The organism is Microbacterium sp. NPDC087868 (genome assembly GCF_044900755.1).
GTDB classification, from domain to species: domain Bacteria; phylum Actinomycetota; class Actinomycetes; order Actinomycetales; family Microbacteriaceae; genus Microbacterium; species Microbacterium galbinum.
The window spans coordinates 14,918-35,341 of the sequence record NZ_JBJDNO010000003.1 but is presented as its reverse complement, the minus strand read 5'-3'; the positions used below and the strand labels follow the sequence as shown (position 1 = coordinate 35,341).

Genomic DNA, 20,424 nt, shown 5'->3' with positions numbered 1-20,424 from the left:
TGGGGCAGAGTGAGGGGATGACCTCCGCATCCTCCGTCGGCACCCGCGCGGCCGCTCTCGCCGCCCTCCGCGAGCTGGTCGGCCGCCCCGATGCCGACTTCCACGACGGGCAGTACGAGGCCATCGAAGCGCTCGTCGACGGTCGCCGCCGGGCGCTCGTCGTGCAGCGCACGGGGTGGGGGAAGTCCGCGGTCTACTTCGTCGCCACTCGGTTGCTGCGGGGCCAGGGGGCGGGGCCGACCGTCCTGGTGTCGCCGCTGCTGGCCCTGATGCGCGACCAGATCGCGGCAGCCTCCCGAGCCGGGGTGAGGGCGGTCGCCATCGATTCGACGAACGCCCAGGAGTGGACCGACGTCCTCGCGCAGCTCGACCGTGACGAGGTCGACGTTCTGCTCGTGTCGCCCGAGCGCCTCAACAATCCGGCCTTCCGGGAAGAGCGTCTGCCGGCGCTCGTGAGCCGCATGGGGATGCTGGTGGTCGACGAGGCGCACTGCATCAGCGACTGGGGGCACGACTTCCGCCCCGACTACCGACGGCTGCGCGATCTCATCGCCGAGATGCCGGCCGACGTCCCGGTTCTCGCCACCACGGCCACGGCGAACAGCCGCGTCATGGTCGACGTGGCCGAGCAACTCGGCGCGAGCACGGCGGGAGGTGATCCCCGGGCCGGGGTGCTCACGATCCGCGGACCGCTCGCGCGCACGTCGCTGCGCCTCGGGGTGCTCCGGCTGCGCGACTCCGCGAGCCGACTGGCCTGGCTGTTGAGCCACCTCGACGATCTCCCCGGATCGGGCATCATCTACACGCTGACGGTCGCGGCGGCGGTCGATACGGCGCGACTGCTGCGCGATCACGGGCACGACGTGCGGGCGTACACGGGGCAGACCGACACCGAGGAACGCGCCGAATCCGAGGGGATGCTCCAGCGCAACGAGGTGAAAGCGCTCGTCGCGACGAGTGCGCTGGGCATGGGGTTCGACAAGCCCGATCTCGGCTTCGTGCTGCACCTCGGCGCGCCCTCGTCGCCCGTGGCGTACTACCAACAAGTGGGTCGTGCCGGCCGCGCCAGCGAGAGCGCCGACGTGCTGCTGCTGCCCGGTGTCGAGGACCGCGACATCTGGCACTATTTCGCGACCGCGTCGATGCCCGACCGTGAACGAGCGGAGCGGGTGATCGGCGCACTCGGCGACGCGCCGATCTCGACACCGGCCCTCGAGGCGATGGTCGACATCCGTCGGACCCCGCTCGAACTGCTGCTGAAGGTGCTCGACGTCGACGGCGCGGTGCGACGCGTGCAGGGCGGGTGGGTCGCGACGGGGGCGCCGTGGAGCTACGACGCCGAGCGATACGAACGCATCGCGGGGGAGCGCGTCGCCGAGCAGCAGCACATGATCGCGTACGAGCAGACCGACGGATGCCGGATGGAGTTCCTGCAGCGCGCCCTCGACGACGACACCGCGAAGCCCTGCGGGCGGTGCGACAACTGCGCGGGCGAATGGTTCCCGCGCGAGATCGGCGCGGCGGCCACCACCCAGGCCTCCCAGTCGCTCGACCGGGTCGGGGTGCCGATCGAGCCCCGCCGCGCCTGGCCCACGGGCGCCGATCGGCTCGACGTCCCCGTCAAGGGGCGCATCGCCGCCGACGAACAGGCGGGCGAGGGGCGGGCGCTTGCGCGATTGACCGACCTGGGGTGGGGTGGCACGTTGCGCACGCTCTTCGCCGCGGGGGCTGCGGATGAGGCGGTGACGCGACAGGTGCTCGACGGATGCGTGCGCGTGCTGGCCGGGTGGGAGTGGTCGCAGCGACCCGTCGCGGTGGTCGCACTCCCGTCGCGCTCGCGCCCCCGGCTCGTCGACAGCCTCGCCCGCGGACTGGCCGAGATCGGCCGGCTGCCGTACCTGGGCGAGCTCGGTCTCGTCGGCGGCGGTCCGAGCGGTCAGCCCGGCGGTAACAGCGTCTTCCGCCTCGGCGGTCTCTGGGATCGGTTCAGCGCCGATCACCTCGAGATCCCCGACGGTCCCGTGCTGCTCGTCGACGATCTCGCCGACAGCAGATGGACTCTCACGGTCGCCGCGCGCACGCTTCGGCGCGCCGGCGCGAGCGAGGTGCTGCCGTTCGTGCTCGCCCTGCGCGGGTGACCCTGCGCGGGTGACACTGCGCGGGTGACACGGTGGCGTCGAAGAACGCCGAAGAAGAGAGTTCGTGGCCCCGGATCCCACGTTCGACCTTGACAAGACCAGCCGTCCCGAGCATGTTCGACAGTGACGGCGGTGTCGCCTGTTCCAGGTCGCCTGCTTTCGCGACGTCGGCCATGCGGCCGGCATCGACACCCGACGGAAGAGATCGAAGGAGATCGGACGATGAAGAAGCTCATCAACGCCCCGGAGGACGTGCTCGTCGAATCGCTCAAGGGAGTCGCGCTGGCGCATCCCGAGCTGTCGGTCGACCTCGAGACGCACGTCATCACGCGGGCCGAGCCGAAGGCGCAGGGAAAGGTCGCGATCGTCTCCGGCGGCGGATCGGGGCACGAGCCCCTGCACGGCGGCTACGTCGGTGTCGGGATGCTCGACGCCGCGGTCGCGGGTGAGGTCTTCACCTCACCGACGCCCGACCGCGTGCAGGCAGCGACGAAGGCCGTCGACCGGGGGGCCGGCGTGCTGCACATCGTGAAGAACTACACCGGCGACGTGCTCAACTTCGAGATGGCCGCCGAACTCGCCTCGATGGAGGGCATCGAGGTCGGCACGGTCGTCGTCGACGACGACGTCGCGGTGCAGGACTCGCTCTACACGGCCGGACGACGCGGCGTCGGCCTCACCGTGCTGCTCGAGAAGATCGTCGGCGCGGCCGCGGAGGAGGGACAGGACCTCGCCGCCGTCGTCGCCCTCGCGCAACGCGTCAACGGCCAGGGGCGTTCCATGGGCATGGCGCTCACCAGCTGCACGGTGCCGGCCGCCGGCAAGCCGACCTTCGACCTTCCGGACGACCAGATGGAGATCGGCATCGGCATCCATGGCGAGCCCGGGCGCCACCGGGAGCCCCTGGCGCCGGCATCCGACATCGCCCGCCAGCTCGTCGAGCCGATCCTCGCCGACCTCGACTTCGCGGGACCCGCGATCGTGATGGTCAACGGGATGGGCGCGACCCCGCAGATCGAGCTCTACCTGATGTACGCCGAGGTCGCAGCGCTCCTGGAGGCAGCGGGCGTGCAGATCGTGCGCAACCTCGTCGGCAACTACATCACCTCGCTCGACATGGCCGGCTGCTCGGTCACGGTACTGAAGGCCGACGACGAGGTGCTGCGGTTGTGGGACAGCCCGGTCGTGACCCCCGGTCTGCGGTGGGGCGCCTGATGGCCGCGGATACCGTCTCGATCGCCACCCTGCAGGACTGGATCATCCGCTTCGGCGCGGCCGTCGCCGAGAAGCGCGAATGGCTCACCGAACTCGACTCCGCGATCGGCGACGCCGACCACGGCGCGAACATGGCGCGGGGGATGAGCGCCGTCACCGAGAAGCTCGCAGCGAGCGCGCCGGCCGCGGCGGACGACCTTCTGAAGACCGTCGGGATGACGCTCGTCAGCTCGGTCGGCGGCGCCAGCGGGCCGCTCTACGGCACGTTCTTCCTGCGGATGGGGATGACGACCGGCGCGGTCCAGGATCTCGACGCGACCGGCCTGGCCGCCGCGCTGCGCGCCGGGCTCGAGGGCATCGTCGCGCGCGGCAAGCCCGAGGCCGGGGACAAGACGATGTTCGACGCGATGTCGCCGGCGGTCGACGCGCTCGACGCGGCCATCGCGGGAGGTGCCGACCTGGCCGAGGCGACGCAGGCCGCTGCGGTCGCCGCCGCCACGGGGCGTGACGCGACGCTGCCGCTGGTGGCCCGCAAGGGGAGGGCCAGCTATCTCGGTGAACGCAGTGCCGGCCATCTCGATCCCGGTGCCGCATCGACCGCGCTGCTCTTCGAGACGCTCGCCGCGGCGATCGCGGCGAGCTGATGATCGGCATCGTCGCCGTCTCCCACAGTGCACGACTCGGGGAGGCGGCGCTCGAGCTCGCCCTGCAGATGGTGCAGGGGCCCGGCGCCCGAGTGCGCGTCGCGGCGGGTGCGGGCACGGATGCCGACGGCACGCCGATCCTCGGCACGGATGCCGTGGCCGTCGCCGAAGCGATCGACGAGCTGGCCGGCGACTGCGACGGTGTGCTCGTGCTCATGGACCTCGGGTCGGCCGTGCTCAGCGCCGAGCTCGCACTCGAACTGCGCCTGAGCGACGTGCCGGTCAGGCTCGCCCCCGCACCGTTCGTCGAGGGTCTGCTCGCCGCCGTGGTGTCGGCGGCGGCCGGGGGAGATCTCGACACGGTCGCCGCCGAGGCGTCCGCGGCCCTCGGAGCGAAGACGGGGCAGCTCGGTGCGGAGGAACCGGTTCCGGAGCCGGTTCCTCCGTCCCGACCCGCCGGCGACGCGCAGACCCGCCGCGTGCTCGTGCGCAACCCGCAGGGCCTCCACGCGCGTCCCGCGGCGCTGATCGCCGAGGCATCCGGTGGCGTCGATGTGCGCCTGCGGCGGCTGCCCGACGGTCCGGAGGCGGCCGCGGCGAGCCTCTCGCGCCTGCTGATCCTCGGCGCGCGCCAGGGCGACGAGATCGAGATCTCGGCGCGGGGTGCGGATGCCGCCGGTGCCCTCGATCGGATCGCGGCGCTCTTCGACGACGGGTTCGGGGAGGGTACGGACAGTCTCCCCGGCCCCGGCACCGGCAGCGGCACCCGCGTCGGGACGGGCTCGGCGCCGGAACCGGTCGCGCCGCCTCGGGATGCTGCGGGTGCGGTGACCGCGGGCGATGTGCTGCGCGGACGCGGCGTGAGCCCCGGGGTCGCCGCGGCATCCGTCGTTCATCTCGCACCCGCGCTGCCCGAGCCCGATGGCGGAGTCGTCGTCGCCGAGAGCGAGCGCGCCGCCGAGGTCTCGGCGGTCGAGCGGGCGACCGTCGCGGTCGCCGAGCACCTGCGTGCGCGCTCCGCGGAGTCGACGGGGGAGGCGCGGGAGATCCTCGATGCCGCACGCCTCATCGCGTCCGATCCCGAGCTGCTCGCCGATGCCCGCGCGCTCGTGCTCTCGCAGGGCCGCACGGCCGCGCGCGCGGCATGGGAAGCGGCCCGATCGCACGAGACGGCCCTCGAGGCGCTCGGGGGGCGGATGGCCGAACGCGTCGCCGATATCCGCGACGTGCGCGACCGCGTGATCGCGGCGATCCTCGGACTCGACCTGCCGGGGGTCCCCGAGCGCGAGGAGCCGTTCGTGCTCGTCGCCGTGGACCTCTCGCCCGCCGACACGGCCGCCCTCGGCGGTGGTCGCTGCGCAGCGCTCGTCACCGAGCAGGGCGGTCCCACCTCTCACACGGCGATCATCGCCCGCTCGCTCGGGCTTCCGGCGGTCGTCGGCGTCACCGGTGCCACGGGCATCCGCGAGGGGGAGATCGTGCTCGTCGACGGTGATCGCGGCACCGTCGAGGTCGGCCCGGATGAGGAACGAGTGGCGTCCGCGCGTGCCGCCGCGGTCGTCGTCGAGTTCGACGGGCAGGGCCGCTCGGCGGACGGCCATCCGCTCGCCCTGCTCGCCAACGTCGGAGGTGCGGCGGACGCCCTCGCCGCTGCGGAGGCGCGCGCCGAGGGTGTGGGACTGTTCCGCACGGAATTCTGCTTCCTCGGGCGCACGGATGCTCCCTCCGTCGATGAGCAGGTCATCGCGTATCGCGGGGTGCTCGCCGCGTTCCCCGGTCGCAAGGTGGTCGTGCGCACGCTCGACGCGGGAAGCGACAAACCCCTGCCCTTCGCGAACGTCGACGACGAGGAGAACCCGGCGCTCGGCATACGGGGTCTGCGGATCGCCCGTCGCAACCCGCGTCTTCTCGACGATCAGCGGCGAGCGCTCGCCCTCGCCGCCGCGGCGGAATCGGCCCTCGTCGAGGTCATGGCGCCGATGGTGGCGACCGTCGAGGAGGCGGCGGAGTTCGCGGAGCGGGCCAGGGGCGCGGGGATCGACCGTGTCGGCATCATGATCGAGACCCCGTCGGCCGCCCTGCTCGCCACCGAGATCTTCGAGGTCGTCGACTTCGTCAGCCTCGGCACCAACGATCTCGCCCAGTACACGCTCGCGGCCGACCGGCTCCTCAGCGAACTGGGCGACCTCAACGATCCGTGGCAGCCCGCGGTGCTGCGACTCATCGGCGCCGTCGGTGCCGCGGGGCGCGCGGCGGGAAAGCCGGTCGGGGTATGCGGCGAGGCCGGGGCGGACCCCGCGCTCGCTCCGGTGCTCGCGGGGCTCGGAGTGACTTCGCTCTCGATGGCACCGCGCGCGCTCGGGCGGGTCGGCGCGGCGCTCGCGGCCGTCGATCAGGACGCGTGCCGACGTGCGGCCGATGCGGCCCTCGCAGCGCCGACCGCTTCGGCGGCGCGAGAGGCGGTGGGCGCCGTTCTGGCGGACGTGAGCGGGCTCTGACACCTTCCGTCGTGACATATATGCGCCCACGGGCATGCGATTCGTATCATTCTGATCTTGACCGGTCGCGGAGGCAGGCGGGATGTCCGGAGCAGCCGCTACGCTCGCCCCAGGGGAGGCGTCGGCAGGCGGCGCAGCGGATCATCGGAGGGTCATATGCCGCACGCGCGGTCGTTCACGAAGCTCGTCCTCGGCCTGGTGACGGCCGGGGCATTGTTCGGACTCTCCGGGTGCGCGCCCGAACCCGACTCGACGCCGGATCCCACCCCGACGGCGGCCCCCGAGACTCCGGAGCCCGCGGCCTACGACGGGCCGCTCCACTTCGTCGGTGACGAGCTCGACTGGTTCCTGCCCTCGGAGGACGAGATCCGCGCGCTCCTGCCGGGCATCGCGGAGATGTCCGAACCGACGAGCGCACTGGAGCAGATCTCCGACGGGGGTGGGCCGGTGCCCGTCCCCTCGATCTGCGGCGCGCTCTCCGCAGAGATGTCCTTGGGATCGGTCGGGGCGCGGACCCTCACGTGGACCCTCGAGGGAAGCGACAGCGCCGTGGGGCGGCTGCACGTGCTGCAGCTCGCCGACGAGGCGCAGGTCGCAGCGCGGATGGACCAGCTTCGCGCGGCGACGGAGCAATGCGCCTCCTACGTGCTGGAGCGGGAGTCCGGGTTCGACGCCGAAATCGTCGGCGACGGTGACGACGTGCAGGCGATCGCCGGAACGCTGACCGAGGGGTACGTCGATGGCGAGTGGCGGTATCACAAGGGCTACGCGTCGATGGGGAACGTCATCGTCGAGCTGTTCCAGACGGGGGTCGACGGATCGACGATCGACGCCGAGGCGGTGGCGGAGATGCTGCGAGAGCACAGCGGCTCCGCCCGCGACGCCCTCATCGGGGAGCTGACGGCGAATCCGCCGACTCCGTCGGAGACACCGACGGCGGCAGATCCGTCAGCGCCGTGGAGCGCGTGGGAGATGAGCACCGCGGCCGTCGGCCCGATCGTGCTCGGCAGTGATCTCGATGCTGCCCTGGCCGCTGTACCGGGTGCTCGGGCGGTCGAGCCGGAGTGGGCGGGGAGCCCGTGGTGGCTGACCGCCACCGATGGATCCGCATCGGTCGGGATCTGGACCGATGAGAGCGGCGAACGCGTCGCGAGCGTGACGGTCGGCGTGTCGAACGTCTACGGCGAACCGGTCCACCCGGGAGGCTCCTTGCCCTCGGCCGGCGGAGTGCACGTGGGGGATCCCGTGAGCGCGGCCATCACGGCGTTCCCGCAAGGGACGTTCGTGACCGTCGTCGCCTCCGGCGAGTACTTCTACGAGTCGGCCACACGAGACGGCGGATTCGTGCGGTTCCGCGCCGACCGCGACCCCGCCGATCCGGCGGCGGTCGTGACGGGCATCGGCGTGGAGGATGCGACGTTGCGCGTGCCGCCGGTGTTCGGATGAACGGGCGGGGGATGCCGTCGATGCGGTCGCTCACGAGACTTCTGGTCGGGATGGTCGCGGCCGGGGCGCTGTTCGGGCTCTCCGGAATCAGGCGAGCACCGTCTCGCCCTGAGGTCGCTTGCTCACGAGCGTGAGCACGTCGTAGGTCGCGACGGTCTCGTCGCGCTGATTGCGGATGACGGCGTCCCAGCGCACCTCGCCGTAGTCGTCGGTCTCGCGCGGCGTGATCTGCTTCGCGGTCAATTCGACGCGGATCTCATCACCCGGCGACACCGGCGTGACGAAGCGAAGGTCCTCGAGTCCGTAGTTCGCGAGCACCGGACCGGGTTCGGGATCGACGAAGAGTCCTGCCGCCCACGACACGAGCAGATAGCCGTGGGCGACCCGCCCCGGGAAGAACGGATTCGCCGCCGCCGCGGCCTCGTCCATGTGGGCGTAGAAGGTGTCGCCGGTGAAGCGCGCGAACGTCTCGATGTCGTCGAGGGTCACGGTGCGCGATCCCGAGGCCACCTGGTCGCCGACCCGCAGTTCGGCGAGTGATCGCCGGAACGGATGCCGTCCGTCGCTGCGCACCGCGGCGCCCGTGTGCCAGACGCCGGTCAGGGCCGTGAGCATCTCGGGCGATCCCTGCACCGCGGTGCGCTGCATGTGGTGCAGCACCGCCCGGATCCCGCCCAGCTCCTCGCCGCCGCCGGCCCGCCCCGGTCCACCGTGCACGAGGTTGGGGAGCGGGGATCCGTGTCCGGTCGAGGAGCGCGCATCGTCGCGGTCGAGCACCAGCAGCCGGCCGTTGAACGGCGCGATGCGGGTCGCGAGCGCCACCGCCTGCGCGGGGTCGTGCGTCGCGATGCTCGTCACCAGCGAACCGCCGCCGCGGGCGACGAGACCTGCGGCCTCCGCGATGGTCGCGTAGGTCAGCATCGAGGCGACCGGGCCGAAGGCCTCGACGCCGTGCACGGCATCCGCCTCGGCGTCGTCGAAGCGTAGCAGCATCGGCGCGACGAAGGCCCCCTCCGAGATCTGCCCCGTGGTTCCGTCGGCGCGACGCACCTCCGGCGTCGCGGTCGTGCCGATCACGATCCGTCCGCCGGCATCCTGCAGCGCGGCGACCTGTCGCAGCACCTCGTCGCGCTGGGCGAGCGAGGCGAGCGGCCCCATGGTCACACCTTCGGCGCGGGGGTCTCCGAGCACCGTGCGCTCCGCGAGGCGGGTGCGCACGGCCTCGATCACGGCATCCGCCGATCCTTCCGGCACGATGACGCGACGGATCGCCGTGCACTTCTGCCCGGCCTTCGTCGTCATCTCGGTGACGAGCTGGCGCACGTAGGCATCGAACTCGGGCGTGCCGACCGTGGCATCCGTGCCGAGTACCGAGGCGTTGATCGAGTCGGTCTCGGCCGTGAAACGCACGCCCCCGGTCTGCACCGCGGCGCTCCGCCGCAGCGACTCGGCGGTCGAGGCGCTGCCGGTGAACCCCACGATGTCGCCGAGGAGCAGGTGGTCGAACAGGTCGGGCACGCTCCCGCTCACGAGCTGCAGTGTGCCCTCGGGCACCAGACCCGACTCGATGAGGATGCGCACCATCGCCTCGGCGAGGTAGCCGGTCGGGGTCGCGGGCTTGATCAGCGTCGGCATGCCCGCGAGGAAGGCGGGGGCGAACTTCTCGAGCGCACCCCACACGGGGAAGTTGAAGGCGTTGATCTGCACGGCGACGCCCGGCAGCGTGGTGTGCACATGGCGGCCGAGGAAGGACCCGTCCTTCGAGAGGGGCTCGACCGGGCCGTCGATGCGCACGGTGCCGTTCGGCAGTTCGCGGCGTCCCTTGCCCGAGTAGGAGAAGAGCACGCCGATGCCGCCGTCGATGTCGACCGACGAATCGGCGGCCGTCGCACCCGTACGGGCCGAGAGCGCGTACAGCTCGTCCTTGCGGGCGGTCAGCGCCAGCGCGAACTTCTTCAGCAGCACGGCCCGCTGGTGGAAGGTGAGCGCGGCGAGGCTCGCCTGCCCGACCGTGCGGGCGTGCACGAGCGCCGCCGCGAGGTCGAGACCCGTGGTCGACACGCGGGTCACGAGCTCGCCGGTCGATGCGTCGCGCACCTCCGTCGAGGGTGATCCGGCCGAGGGCGTCCACCAGGCGCCCTCGACGTAACTGGGCAGGTACTCGGTCATCGCGTCTCCTTCGGAGAGTCGGGGTCGGTCCAGTCGTAGAAGCCTGCGCCGCTCTTTCGTCCCAGCCGCCCCTCGGCCACCATCCGGCGCAGCAGAGCGGGTGGCTCGAAGCGTTCACCCAACTCGCGGGCGAGCTCCTGGGCGATCCCGAGACGCACGTCGAGCCCCACGAGGTCGGTCGTGCGCAACGGACCCACCGGATGCCGGTACCCCAGCGTCATGGCGGCGTCGATGTCGGCAGCGGATGCGACGCGCTCCTCGAGCATCCGAATGGCTTCGAGGCCGAGCGCGACGCCGAGGCGCGACGACGCGAATCCGGGGGAGTCGGCGACCACGATCGGAGTCTTGCCGAGCAGAGCGACCCACTCGCGCGCGGTATCGACGACGGCCGGGTCGGTGGTCGCTCCCCGCACGATCTCGACGAGCGCCGACGAGGGCACCGGGTTGAAGAAGTGGAGCCCGAGAAAGCGCTCCGGCCGTCGGCGTGCGAGCGCGAGGTCGTCGATCGAGATCGATGAGGTGTTCGAGGCGAGCACGGCCTCGTCCGGCAGCACGTGCTCGAGCCGCGCGAGCGCATCCTCTTTGAGCACGCGGTCCTCGGGCACGGCCTCGACGACCAGTGCAGCCTCGCTGCACGCCTCGACATCGGTCGTGACCCGGAGGCGCGCGGCGCATTCGCCCGCATCGAGGCCGGGGTCGCGGTCGGTGGAACGGCGGAGACTCTCGTCGATGCGCAGCGCCGCGGCATCCGCGCCCTCCGTATCGCGCTCGACGACGACCACTCGCGATCCGGCGAGCAGGAACGCGTGCGCGATGCCCGCGCCCATACGCCCTCCGCCCATCACGCCGACGACGGCCGGCGCGCTCACGAGCGACCCGTGCGATCGAGGAAGGCGGTCATGCGGCGCTCCTTCTCCGGGCTCTCGAACAGCTCGGCCTGCAGTTCTCCGTCGATGTGCGGATGTTCCGCGCGCGGCGCGCGGAGGGCGCGCTTGGTGTGCCGGGTGGCGAGCGGGTCGTTCGCGGCGATGCGGTCCGCGAGCGCGTGCGCGGCGGGCAGCAACTGCTCGGGCGGATGGATCGCCGAGATGAGCCCCCAGGCGAGGGCGTCGTCCGCGCCCAGCGCACGGCCCGTGAGCAGGAGATCGGCGGCGCGGGCGTGGCCGACGATCTCGGGCAGGCGCCAGGTCGCGCCGGCAGCGGCGAGGATGCCGAGTCCGGTCTCGGGGTTGCCGATGCGGAGCGACGCGGTGGCGATGCGGATGTCGGCGGCGTAGGCGAGCTCCGCACCGCCGCCCAGCGCGTAGCCGTCGAGGGCGGCGATGACCGGCATCGGCAGTTCGGCCACGCGGAGGAAGGCCGTGGCGTTGATCCCGCGGCGCGCATCGTCGGCGCGGCGCTCGCGCAGTTGGGCGATGTCGGCGCCCGCCGCGAAGTCGCCGCCCGCACCCGTGAGGATCAGCGTGCGGGGGGCGGCTTCCAGCTCGGCGCAGAGCGCGTGCAGGGCATCGATCGTGGCGAGGTCGATGGCGTTGCGGCGCTCCGGTCGGTTGAGCGTGGCGAGCACGCGGTCGTCACGCCGTTCGATCAGCAGCGGGTCGCTCATGCCACCCGCTCCAGGATCATGGCGGTGCCCTGCCCGACGCCCACGCACATCGTCGCGAGTCCGAGCCCCGCCCCCTCGCGCTCCATGCGCCCGAGCAGCGTGACGACGATGCGGCACCCGCTCGACCCGAGCGGGTGCCCGAGAGCGATCGCTCCGCCGTCGCGGTTGACGCGCTCCGGGTCGAGTCCGAGCCGGCGGATCGAGGCGAGCGACTGGGAGGCGAACGCCTCGTTCAGCTCGACGGCCCCGATCGCGTCGACCGCGAGGCCGGTGCGCCGCAGCGCCTTCTCGGTCGCCGGCACGGGACCGAGACCCATGATCTCCGGAGCGAGTGCGGCGGAGGTCGCCGTGACGATGCGGGCACGGGGTGTCAGGCCATAGCGGCGCACGGCCTCACCCGAGGCGACGATCACGGCGGAGGCCCCGTCGTTCAAGGAACTCGAGTTGCCGGCGGTGACGACGCGGCCGCCCTCCACGACGGGGCGCAGCGACGCGAGCGCACTGAGGTCGGTGTCGCGGCGCGGGCCCTCGTCGACGTCGACCTCGCCCGCGCGCGCGGGCACGGCGACGATCTCGTCGGCGAAGCGTCCCGCGTCGATCGCGGCGATCGCGAGTGCGTGGCTGCGCAGCGCGAACGCATCGGCATCCTCTCGTGTGATCCCGTCGCGCCGGGCGACCTCCTCCGCGGTCTCCGGCATCGAAAGCGTGGTGCCTGCGCGCGCGGAGAGGCGCGGGTTCGTGAACCGCCAGCCGATCGAGGTGTCGACGACGGCGCCCGGTTTCGCCCACGCCCGTTCGGGCTTGGCCTGCACCCACGGGGCCCGGGTCATCGACTCGACGCCGCCCGCGACGAGCAGCTCGGCGTCCCCCGCGCGGATCGCCTGCGCCGCCAGGGCGATGGCCGACATCCCCGAGGCGCAGAGCCGGTTCACGGTCAGACCCGGGATGTCGTCGGGGAGCCCCGCGAGCAGCACGGCCATGCGCGCGACGTTGCGGTTGTCCTCCCCGGCCTGGTTCGCCGCTCCCAGGATCACCTCGTCGATCGCGGCACCCGGCACTCCCGCGCGATCGACGGCGGTGCGCACCATGAGGGCGGCGAGGTCGTCGGGGCGGATGCCGGAGAGGGCGCCGCCGTAGCGCCCGATCGGGGTGCGCACTCCGCCGATGAGGAACGCCTCGGTCATCTCGGCCTCCTCACACGCGCCCGTAGGCGCGCAACGGCTGTTCGATCAGCGCGACCAGCTGCCGCAGGAAGCTCGCGGCGTAGCCGCCGTCGCACACGCGGTGATCGAACACCAGCGACAGCTGGGCGATGCGGCGGGCGACGACCTCGCCGTCGACGACCCAGGGGCGCTCGAGCACGCGTCCGATGCCGAGGATCGCCACGTCGGGGTGGTTGATGATCGCAGCCGACCCGTCGACGCCGAGTCCGCCGTAGTTGTTGAGGGTGAAGGTCGAGCCGCGCATCCGTTCGGGCGGCATCGCCCCGGCCCGGGCGGTCTCGGCGAGCTCGCGCAGCGCGGCGTCGAGTCGCGCGACCCTCAGCTCGTGCGCGCGGGGGACGACCGGCACGAGCAGCCCGCGCTCGGTGTCGGTGGCGACCCCGAGGTTCACGCCCTCGAACGCGATGAGCTCCTCGCCGCCGTCATCCAGACGCGAGGCGAGCACGGGGTGGTCCTCGAGCGCGAGCAGGGCGAAGCGGGCGAACAGCGCGGTCAGCGACGGCGCGCGCTCGCCGGCCGCGGCGATCTCGCGCCGCAGATCCCAGAGACGCGTTGCGTCGACGTCCACCCAGACGGTCGCCTCGGGGATCTCGGCGCGACTGCGGCTCAGGCGGGCGCTCACGGCCCGGCGCAGCGGAGACAGGCGGTCACGGGCGCGCACGCGCAGGCCGTCGATCTCGTCGGCGGACGACGCCGGACCCGCGGATGCCGGTGCGTGCGCGCCGTCGACGGCATGATCGACCGCGGCCCGCAGCACGTCGGCGCGCGTCACGGCGCCGTCGGCTCCGGTCGCGGGGATCGCGTGCACGTCGAGACCGAGGTCGCGGGCGAGCCGACGAACGATCGGCGAGCGCACCGCGACGGTGCGGGCGGAGGGTGCCTCCGCCGTGTCGGCGGGCGTCGCGGCCGAGTCGTGCACGGCCGACCGCCGGCGGCGTCCGCTCGCCGACCGTTCACTCGTGCCGTAGCCGATGAGCACGTTGCCCGAGCCTGCGCGTTCCTCGACTCGGTAGTTCTCGTGCGCCGCGTTCTCGGGGAGGACGGCTTCGGATGAGGCGCTCGCCGCCGCGGCATCCGACACCTCCAGCACCGGGGCGCCGACGGTGATCGTGTCGCCGGCGTCGCCGTGCAGCGCGGTCACCACACCCGCGAACGGGGACGGCAGCTCCACGACGCTCTTGGCGGTCTCGACCTCGGCGATCGCCTGATCGACGGCGATCGTGTCGCCGATCGCCACGAGCCACTGCACGAGACCGGCCTCGGTGAGACCCTCGCCCAGATCGGGCAACCGGAAGACGTGCGCGGTGAGGGTGCTCACGATTCGTCCTCCCAGTGCAGCGTGTCGATCGCGTCGAGCACGCGGTCGACGTCGGGCAGGTACCAGTGCTCGAGCTTCGGCGGGGCGTAGGGGATGTCGAACCCCGTCACCTTGCGCACCGGTGCCTCGAGGTGCTCGAAGCAGCGCTCGAACACCCGTGACTGGATCTCGGAGGCGACGCTCGCGTAGCCCGGTGCCTCGGCGATCACGACCGCCCGACCGGTGGCGCGCACGGCGGCCGTGACCGTGGCGTCGTCGAAGGGGGAGAGCGAGCGCACATCGACGACCTCGACGCTGCGGCCCTCGGCGGCTGCGGCCTCGGCGGCTTCCAGCGCGAGCGGCACGGCCGCGCCGTAGGCGAGCAGCGTCACATCGGTGCCGGTGCGCGCGACCCGGGCGCTGCCGAGGTCGACGCGGGGCGCGGTGTCGACCTCGCCGCGCGTCCAGTACAACTTCTTGGGCTCGAGGAAGACGACCGGATCGGGCGACTCGATCGCCGCCCGCAGCAGCGAGTAGGCATCCTGCGGGGTCGACGGGCACACGACCGTGAGGCCCGGGGTGTGCGCGTAGTACGCCTCCGACGAGTCGCAGTGGTGCTCGACCCCGCCGATGCCGCCACCGAACGGGATGCGGATGACCAGCGGCATCCGCACCCCTCCGCGCGTGCGGTTCCCGTACTTCGCGACGTGGCTCACCACCTGCTCGAACGCGGGCAGCGCGAAAGCGTCGAACTGCATCTCGACCACGGGGCGCATGCCGTTCATCGCCATGCCCACCGCCGTGCCGACGATGCCGGACTCGGCGAGCGGGGTGTCGAAGCAGCGATCCTCGCCGAAGCGCGCGGTGAGTCCGTCGGTGACCCGGAAGACCCCGCCGAGCGCCCCCACGTCCTCCCCGAAGACGACGACCTCGGGGTCGTCGGTCAGGGCGTCGGCGAGCGCGAGGTTCAGTGCCGCGGCCATCGTGAGCGTCACCGGGGCGCGGCCGTCCGCATCGACGCCCGGGCGGATGCCGTCGAGATGCGTGCCGTCCTGCGCGATCGTCATCGGGATGCTCCTTCGTGAGAGGCGGACTCCGCCTCGCCGGATGCCGCCGCCGTGCGCTCGATCTCGCCCCGCAGCATCGCCCACTGCTCCTCGAGCTGTGGGGAACGGGTCGCGGTCACGAATCGGAAGAGATCCTCGGGATCGAGGTCGGCGTCGGTGTTCAGCGCGGTGCGCAGCTCGGTCGCGAGGGTCTCGGCATCCGCCGCGAACCGGGCCTCGGTCTCGTCGTCGAGCGCTCCGACCGCGCGGAGATGCGTGCGCAGCCGCCGCAGCGGGTCGCGTTCGACCCAGGCCTGCACCTCGGCGCGCTCGCGGTAGCGGGTGTCGTCGTCGGCGTTGGTGTGCGCCTGCATCCGATAGGTGTGCGCCTCGACGAGCGTGGGGCCGTCGCCCGCGCGTGCTCGCCGCACGGCCGCGCCGAGCACCGACAGCACCGCGGCGACGTCGTTGCCGTCGACCCGCTGCCCCGGCATCCCGTAGCCGATCGCCTTGTGCGCGAGCGAGGGGGCAGCGGTCTGGCGCGAGAGGGGCACCGAGATCGCGAATCCGTTGTTCTGCACGAAGAAGACCACCGGCACGCGGAAGACCGACGCGAAGTTCATCGCCTCGTGGAAGTCGCCCTCGCTGGTGGCGCCGTCGCCGCACAGGGCGAGCACGACCGTGTCATCACCGCGGCGCTTCGCGGCGTACGCGAAGCCGACCGCGTGCAGCAACTGGGTCGCGAGCGGCGTGGACTGCGTGGCGACGCGGTGCGCACGCACGTCGTAGCCCGAATGCCAGTCGCCGGCGAGCAGCACCATGGTCTCCGCCGGCGGGACTCCGCGTCCGATGATGGCGACGGCGTCGCGGTACGTGGGGAACAGCCAGTCAGCGGCGCCGTCGAGCACCCGCGCGGCTGCGACCTGGCAGGCCTCCTGCCCGTGCGACGAGGGGTAGACCGCGAGGCGGCCCTGGCGCACCAGTGCGCTCGCCTGGTCGTTGAAGCGGCGTCCCTCGACGAGTCCGCGGTAGGCGTCGAGCAGCGCGCCGCGGTCGGGGAGCGGATAGTCCGCATCCTCGGTGAGCGTGCCGTCGGGGGCGATGAGCTGCACCGCCTCGTCGCGGGGGAGCATGTCGTCGTTCATCTGGTCGCCTTCCTCGCCGAACCTGATGACGACAGCATGCGCTCTCGCGCGCAGTCGTCCAAGAGGTGCGGCTGAATGCTGGACGATTGCGCGCTCGTTGCGCTCGCGCTCGCCGAAGTGTCAGAATTCGACGCGGGACGAAGGAGTGCCATGACCACGCTGGATGAGATCGACCGGGCCATCCTCGACGAGCTGCGACGCGATGCGCGGGCGTCGATGACCGCGCTGGCGGATGCCGTGCACATCTCGCGGGCGGGCGCCCATGCCCGCATCCGACGGCTCACCGATGCGGGGGTGATCACGGGGTACACCGTGCGCACGGATCCCGCGAAGCTCGGCCATCACGCGAGCGCCTACGTCACGCTCGCGATCGAGCAGGCCAGTTGGCAGCTCGTGCAGGATCGGTTGCGGGCGATCCCCGAGATCGAGCACATGGCGCTGGTCGGCGGAGACTTCGACGTGATCCTGCTCGTGCGGGCGAACGATGCGCGCGATCTCCGCCGGATCGTTCTCGAGGACATCCAGGCGATCCCGTCGATCCGCACGACCCGCACGACCCTGATCTTCGAGGACTTCGAGCGCTGAGCAGCCACTCCTCGCCGCGCGGCCCGCGTGCCAGACTGGGGCGATGAGCGCAGCCGACCCCGTCCGTCGCGGGCGCCCCGGGTACGACCGCCGGGGTCTGCTCGACGCGGCGGTGGCGGTGTTCAACGAGTCCGGCTACGACGGCACCTCGGTGGCTGCCCTCGCCGCCCGGCTCGGGCTGTCGAAGGCCGCGCTCTACCACCACTTCTCCTCCAAGGAGGAGATCCTCGAGACGGCCCTCGACGAGGCGCTCGACGGCCTCGAGGGCGTCCTGGCCGCCACGGATGCCGTGCGCCCGGGCGACCGACTGGCCGCGGTGCTCGAGGGCGCCGTCGGTGTGCTCGTGGCGCATCTGCCCTCGGTCACGCTGCTGCTGCGCGTGCGGGGCAACAGCGAGGTCGAACGGCGCGCACTCGAACGTCGGCGCGCCTTCGATCAGGCCGTGACCGCGATCGTGCGCGCGGCGCAGGAGGAGGGCGCGGTGCGCGCCGATGTGGATGCCTCGGTCGCGACGCGTCTGCTCTTCGGCATGGTCAACTCCCTCGTGGAGTGGTACCGCCCGAGCGGTCCCGAAGGGGCCGAAGCCCTCGCCCGCGACGTTCTCGCCGTGGCCCTCGACGGGCTCCGTACGCGCTGAGCCGCGGCATCCGCCTCACCGGCGTGCGGCGCGGGTCGTCAGTCGATCGTCAGCGTGAAGCCGTCGTCGGTCGCCGTCACGGCGACGCGGGTGAGGTCGTCGACCTGCACCTCGGGGTCGTGCGCGTGGGCGTGCGGGCCGACGCCGACCACGCGCATGCCGGCGGCGTGCGCGGCCTGGATGCCGGCACCCGAGTCCTCGAACACGATGCAGTCGGCGGGATCGACACCGAGCTCCGCTGCGGCGCGGAGGAAGCCCTCGGGGTCGGGCTTCGAGGCCGAGACGCTCTCGGCGGTGATCGTGAGGGCGGGCAGGGGGAGCCCCGCCGCGCCCATGCGCGCGGTCATCAGTTCGACGTTCGCCGAGGTCACGATCGCGTGCGGGTGGGGGAGCAGCGCCTGCAGCAGTGCGGCGGCGCCGGTGATCTCGACGACTCCCGCGACATCGCTGCTCTCGTTCGCGAGCATGACGGTGTTCTCGTGCAGATTGATGGCGTGGTCGCGCTCGGGCAGCAGGATCGACATGCTCTGGTGGCCCTGGCGGCCGTGGATGACCCGCAGCACCGTGGCGGGGTCGAGCCCGTGCGGCTGCGCCCACTCCAACCAGAGGCGTTCGACGACGGCGGTCGAGTCGACCAGGGTCCCGTCCATGTCGAGGAGGACGGCGCGGGCGTGGAGGGTCTCGGTCACCCCTCCAGGCTAACGGCGCGGCGCCGCGGCATCCGCCCCCCATCGGCGAGCGCCGCGACCCTAGGATGGCGGCGGGAGGTGCAGCATGCACGCGATCGCCGAACGGGTCCGCCAGGTGCTCCGGCAGGTGCGGGGGCCGGCGCGCGACGACGCCGTGCTCGAGGCCGCCGCGCTCATCGTCGGGGCGCTGTTCCTCGTGATCGGTTTCCTCGTCGCCTTCCCCGTGTTCTTCGGCCATGAGATGGCGATCAGCGGCACGGGATCGATCGGCAACTTCGCAGCCTACGGGGGAGCGGCCACCGCGGCCCTCGCGTTCGCACTCGGACGTCTCGTCGCCCGCCCCGAGGATGCCGATCCGGATGCCGTGCGCGACGGCTTCAGCGTGCCGGGCGACCGTCTGCGCTGGTACGACCTGCTCGCGATCGCGTTCGCGCACGCGGCGATCGCCTACCTCGGCTGGCTCGGGATCGCGAAACTGCTCGAGCAGAGTTTCACGGATGCGCCGGTGTTCGCGTTCCCCGGAGCGGTGCTCATCGGTGTCGCCTTCGCGCTCACCGCCTACGTGTCGTTCCTCAGCTCCGTCGCGCTCACCCCGATGACCCTGTCTCTCGTGCTCGCGGTGTTCCTCGTGATCGGCGCCTTCGCGAGCATGCTCGCCTCGAGCGATCCGCACTGGTGGCGCGACAACCTCTCGGCGCTGGGCATGAGCTCCAACAGCGCCTCGTACGCCTTCAACATCACCCTGATCATCGCGGGCGTCATGGTCACGACGATCTCCCGCTACGCGACCGCGGGCCTTCCCGCGACCGACCCGGTCGATCGGCGCGGCCGCACGATCGTGCGTACGGGACTCATCCTCATCGGCATCTTCCTGGCGTGCGTGGGGATCTTCCCCGTCGACGAGTTCTTCGCGGTGCACAACACCGTCGCGACCGGGATGGCGGTGGCCTTCGCCGTGATCGTGGTCGGGCTGCCGTGGCTCCTGCGCACCATCCCGCGCGTCTTCGTGCTGCTCGGGTGGGCGTACGTGCTGGTGATCGTGCTGCTCGCGGTGTTCTTCGCGACCGGGTACTACAACCTGACCGCTGTCGAGCTGATCGCCGCGGTGCTCATCTTCAGTTGGATCATCGTGTTCCTGCGCACGGCGGGCTCGATCCATGAGCGGTCGCCGGAGCCCGCGGCGGCGCCGGACGCCGTCGACACCGCCTGAGAACGGCTACTCGCCCCGCAGCGCCCGGGTCGCGGCCGCGCTGCGCTCGAGGGCGTCGACCGCGACGTCGCGGCGCAACTGCGCCGCACCGATGAAGAGGCAGTCGACGAGCGCGAGCTGGGCGATGCGGCTCACCATCGCGCCGGCGCGGAAGCGGGATTCGCGCGCGTGGGTGAGGAGGAGGTGATCGGAGGCGCGGGCGAGGGGAGAGGTACCGGCTCCGGTGATGCCGATCGTGGTGGCACCGGTGTCGCGGGCGGCCTGCAGGAAGAGCACGGCTTCGGGGGTCGTTCCCGAGTTCGAGAAGCCGATCGCGACGGTGGGCGAGGTGCGCAGGGCGGCGGCGGCGCTCGCCTCGTGCGCATCGTCGAGAGCGATCGCGTTGTGGCCGATGCGCAGCAGTTTGTGGCCGAGATCGGCGGCGGCCAGGCGACTCGCCCCGATTCCGAACAGCAGGATGCGCCCCGAGCCCTCGATGGCCTCGGCGGCCGCGCCGAGCGCGTCGTAGTCGAGGCGCTCGACGGTCTCCTCGATCGCGAGGCGTTCCAGGGCGGCGAGTTTGCGGGCGGCGTCACGCAGGCTGTCGTCGGCGGCGATCTCGGCGCCGAACCCGCTGTTGGTGCCGAAGTTGACCGATTCGCGCCCGAGCTCGGCGGCGAGGGTGCGACGCAGCGCGGCGTAACCGCTCACCCCGATCACGCGGCAGAAGCGCACGACCGACGCGACCGAGGTGTCGCACGACGCGGCGAGCTCGGTGATCGTGCTCTCGATCACCTGGGTGGGGTTGTCGGCGACGGCGCGGGCGATCCGGGCGAGGGAGGGCGGCAGCGTATCGACCGAAGCCGCGATCGTCGTCTGGATGCTCATTCATCTCCC

The 20,424-nt window shown here is 72.3% G+C and carries 17 protein-coding genes; 8 read left to right on the top strand and 9 right to left on the bottom strand.

Annotated features, from left to right (window positions below):
- Positions 1 to 17: 17 nt before the first annotated feature.
- The 5 genes from ACI2JZ_RS10370 (at position 18) to ACI2JZ_RS10350 (ending at position 7,941) form a co-directional block, all read left to right on the top strand.
- The gene (locus tag ACI2JZ_RS10370) at positions 18 to 2,138 is read left to right on the top strand and encodes a DEAD/DEAH box helicase (RefSeq protein WP_404597455.1); all 2,121 of its coding nucleotides are present in this window, start codon (positions 18 to 20) and stop codon (positions 2,136 to 2,138) included.
- Positions 2,139 to 2,360: 222 nt separating this feature from the next.
- Positions 2,361 to 3,353, top strand: a complete 993-nt coding sequence (gene dhaK / locus ACI2JZ_RS10365; protein ID WP_247623081.1) for a dihydroxyacetone kinase subunit DhaK — start codon at positions 2,361 to 2,363, stop codon at positions 3,351 to 3,353.
- The gene (dhaL, locus tag ACI2JZ_RS10360; protein WP_404597454.1) at positions 3,353 to 3,997 is read left to right on the top strand and encodes a dihydroxyacetone kinase subunit DhaL; all 645 of its coding nucleotides are present in this window, start codon (positions 3,353 to 3,355) and stop codon (positions 3,995 to 3,997) included. The genes dhaK and dhaL overlap by 1 nt, the downstream gene beginning before the upstream one ends.
- Positions 3,997 to 6,495: a phosphoenolpyruvate--protein phosphotransferase gene (gene ptsP, locus ACI2JZ_RS10355; protein ID WP_404597453.1), complete on the top strand. Its 2,499-nt coding sequence runs from the start codon at positions 3,997 to 3,999 to the stop codon at positions 6,493 to 6,495. The genes dhaL and ptsP overlap by 1 nt, the downstream gene beginning before the upstream one ends.
- Positions 6,496 to 6,651: 156 nt before the next feature.
- Entirely contained in the window at positions 6,652 to 7,941 is a 1,290-nt protein-coding gene (locus tag ACI2JZ_RS10350; protein ID WP_404597452.1) for a hypothetical protein, read from the top strand.
- A gap of 87 nt (positions 7,942 to 8,028) precedes the next feature.
- On the opposite strand, the gene paaZ is transcribed toward ACI2JZ_RS10350, so the two are convergent.
- The 7 genes from paaZ to ACI2JZ_RS10315 are packed head-to-tail and all read right to left on the bottom strand — an operon-like array spanning position 8,029 to position 16,427.
- Complete coding sequence (paaZ, locus tag ACI2JZ_RS10345; RefSeq protein WP_404597451.1) at positions 8,029 to 10,110, bottom strand: phenylacetic acid degradation bifunctional protein PaaZ; 2,082 nt, start codon at positions 10,108 to 10,110, stop codon at positions 8,029 to 8,031.
- On the bottom strand, positions 10,107 to 10,952 hold the full coding sequence (locus tag ACI2JZ_RS10340) for a 3-hydroxyacyl-CoA dehydrogenase family protein (RefSeq protein WP_404598110.1): 846 nt from the start codon (positions 10,950 to 10,952) through the stop codon (positions 10,107 to 10,109). The genes paaZ and ACI2JZ_RS10340 overlap by 4 nt, the downstream gene beginning before the upstream one ends.
- Positions 10,953 to 10,975: 23 nt before the next feature.
- On the bottom strand, positions 10,976 to 11,716 hold the full coding sequence (locus ACI2JZ_RS10335; RefSeq protein ID WP_404597450.1) for an enoyl-CoA hydratase/isomerase family protein: 741 nt from the start codon (positions 11,714 to 11,716) through the stop codon (positions 10,976 to 10,978).
- Positions 11,713 to 12,900 (bottom strand): thiolase family protein, encoded by a 1,188-nt coding sequence (locus tag ACI2JZ_RS10330; RefSeq protein WP_404597449.1) that lies wholly within the window; start codon positions 12,898 to 12,900, stop codon positions 11,713 to 11,715. The genes ACI2JZ_RS10335 and ACI2JZ_RS10330 overlap by 4 nt, the downstream gene beginning before the upstream one ends.
- Positions 12,901 to 12,910: 10 nt before the next feature.
- Positions 12,911 to 14,257, bottom strand: coding sequence for a dihydrolipoamide acetyltransferase family protein (locus tag ACI2JZ_RS10325; RefSeq protein WP_404597448.1), 1,347 nt, complete (start codon positions 14,255 to 14,257; stop codon positions 12,911 to 12,913).
- Positions 14,254 to 15,303: an alpha-ketoacid dehydrogenase subunit beta gene (locus ACI2JZ_RS10320; RefSeq protein ID WP_404597447.1), complete on the bottom strand. Its 1,050-nt coding sequence runs from the start codon at positions 15,301 to 15,303 to the stop codon at positions 14,254 to 14,256. Before ACI2JZ_RS10320 ends, ACI2JZ_RS10325 begins: the two co-directional genes overlap by 4 nt.
- A complete protein-coding gene (locus ACI2JZ_RS10315; protein ID WP_404597446.1) occupies positions 15,300 to 16,427 on the bottom strand; it encodes a thiamine pyrophosphate-dependent enzyme in 1,128 nt (375 codons plus the stop codon). The genes ACI2JZ_RS10320 and ACI2JZ_RS10315 overlap by 4 nt, the downstream gene beginning before the upstream one ends.
- 150 nt (positions 16,428 to 16,577) lie before the next feature.
- On the opposite strand from ACI2JZ_RS10315, the gene ACI2JZ_RS10310 reads away from it, so the two are divergent.
- Both ACI2JZ_RS10310 and ACI2JZ_RS10305 read left to right on the top strand, forming a co-directional pair.
- The gene (locus ACI2JZ_RS10310; RefSeq protein WP_247623073.1) at positions 16,578 to 17,012 is read left to right on the top strand and encodes an Lrp/AsnC family transcriptional regulator; all 435 of its coding nucleotides are present in this window, start codon (positions 16,578 to 16,580) and stop codon (positions 17,010 to 17,012) included.
- 43 nt (positions 17,013 to 17,055) lie between these two features.
- A complete protein-coding gene (locus ACI2JZ_RS10305; RefSeq protein WP_247955787.1) occupies positions 17,056 to 17,649 on the top strand; it encodes a TetR/AcrR family transcriptional regulator in 594 nt (197 codons plus the stop codon).
- A gap of 38 nt (positions 17,650 to 17,687) precedes the next feature.
- On the opposite strand, the gene ACI2JZ_RS10300 is transcribed toward ACI2JZ_RS10305, so the two are convergent.
- Positions 17,688 to 18,338, bottom strand: coding sequence for an HAD-IA family hydrolase (locus tag ACI2JZ_RS10300; RefSeq protein WP_247623071.1), 651 nt, complete (start codon positions 18,336 to 18,338; stop codon positions 17,688 to 17,690).
- Between the two features lie 85 nt (positions 18,339 to 18,423).
- Between ACI2JZ_RS10300 and ACI2JZ_RS10295 the strand changes: the two genes are divergently transcribed.
- On the top strand, positions 18,424 to 19,548 hold the full coding sequence (locus ACI2JZ_RS10295; RefSeq protein ID WP_247955789.1) for a DUF998 domain-containing protein: 1,125 nt from the start codon (positions 18,424 to 18,426) through the stop codon (positions 19,546 to 19,548).
- Between the two features lie 6 nt (positions 19,549 to 19,554).
- Here the strand turns inward: ACI2JZ_RS10295 and ACI2JZ_RS10290 are convergent, their stop codons facing one another.
- Entirely contained in the window at positions 19,555 to 20,415 is an 861-nt protein-coding gene (locus tag ACI2JZ_RS10290) for a MurR/RpiR family transcriptional regulator (protein WP_247623069.1), read from the bottom strand.
- Positions 20,416 to 20,424: the final 9 nt, after the last annotated feature.

Excerpts from the sequence above, each read along its gene's own strand:
- ACI2JZ_RS10370 (WP_404597455.1), top strand. The coding sequence starts at position 18 with ATGACCTCCGCATCCTCCGTCGGCACCCGCGCGGCCGCTCTCGCCGCC.
- dhaK (WP_247623081.1), top strand. The coding sequence starts at position 2,361 with ATGAAGAAGCTCATCAACGCCCCGGAGGACGTGCTCGTCGAATCGCTC.
- dhaL (WP_404597454.1), top strand. The coding sequence starts at position 3,353 with ATGGCCGCGGATACCGTCTCGATCGCCACCCTGCAGGACTGGATCATC.
- ptsP (WP_404597453.1), top strand. The coding sequence starts at position 3,997 with ATGATCGGCATCGTCGCCGTCTCCCACAGTGCACGACTCGGGGAGGCG.
- ACI2JZ_RS10350 (WP_404597452.1), top strand. The coding sequence starts at position 6,652 with ATGCCGCACGCGCGGTCGTTCACGAAGCTCGTCCTCGGCCTGGTGACG.
- paaZ (WP_404597451.1), bottom strand. The coding sequence starts at position 10,110 with ATGACCGAGTACCTGCCCAGTTACGTCGAGGGCGCCTGGTGGACGCCC.
- ACI2JZ_RS10340 (WP_404598110.1), bottom strand. The coding sequence starts at position 10,952 with ATGGGCGGAGGGCGTATGGGCGCGGGCATCGCGCACGCGTTCCTGCTC.
- ACI2JZ_RS10335 (WP_404597450.1), bottom strand. The coding sequence starts at position 11,716 with ATGAGCGACCCGCTGCTGATCGAACGGCGTGACGACCGCGTGCTCGCC.
- ACI2JZ_RS10330 (WP_404597449.1), bottom strand. The coding sequence starts at position 12,900 with ATGACCGAGGCGTTCCTCATCGGCGGAGTGCGCACCCCGATCGGGCGC.
- ACI2JZ_RS10320 (WP_404597447.1), bottom strand. The coding sequence starts at position 15,303 with ATGACGATCGCGCAGGACGGCACGCATCTCGACGGCATCCGCCCGGGC.
- ACI2JZ_RS10315 (WP_404597446.1), bottom strand. The coding sequence starts at position 16,427 with ATGAACGACGACATGCTCCCCCGCGACGAGGCGGTGCAGCTCATCGCC.
- ACI2JZ_RS10310 (WP_247623073.1), top strand. The coding sequence starts at position 16,578 with ATGACCACGCTGGATGAGATCGACCGGGCCATCCTCGACGAGCTGCGA.
- ACI2JZ_RS10305 (WP_247955787.1), top strand. The coding sequence starts at position 17,056 with ATGAGCGCAGCCGACCCCGTCCGTCGCGGGCGCCCCGGGTACGACCGC.
- ACI2JZ_RS10295 (WP_247955789.1), top strand. The coding sequence starts at position 18,424 with ATGCACGCGATCGCCGAACGGGTCCGCCAGGTGCTCCGGCAGGTGCGG.
- ACI2JZ_RS10290 (WP_247623069.1), bottom strand. The coding sequence starts at position 20,415 with ATGAGCATCCAGACGACGATCGCGGCTTCGGTCGATACGCTGCCGCCC.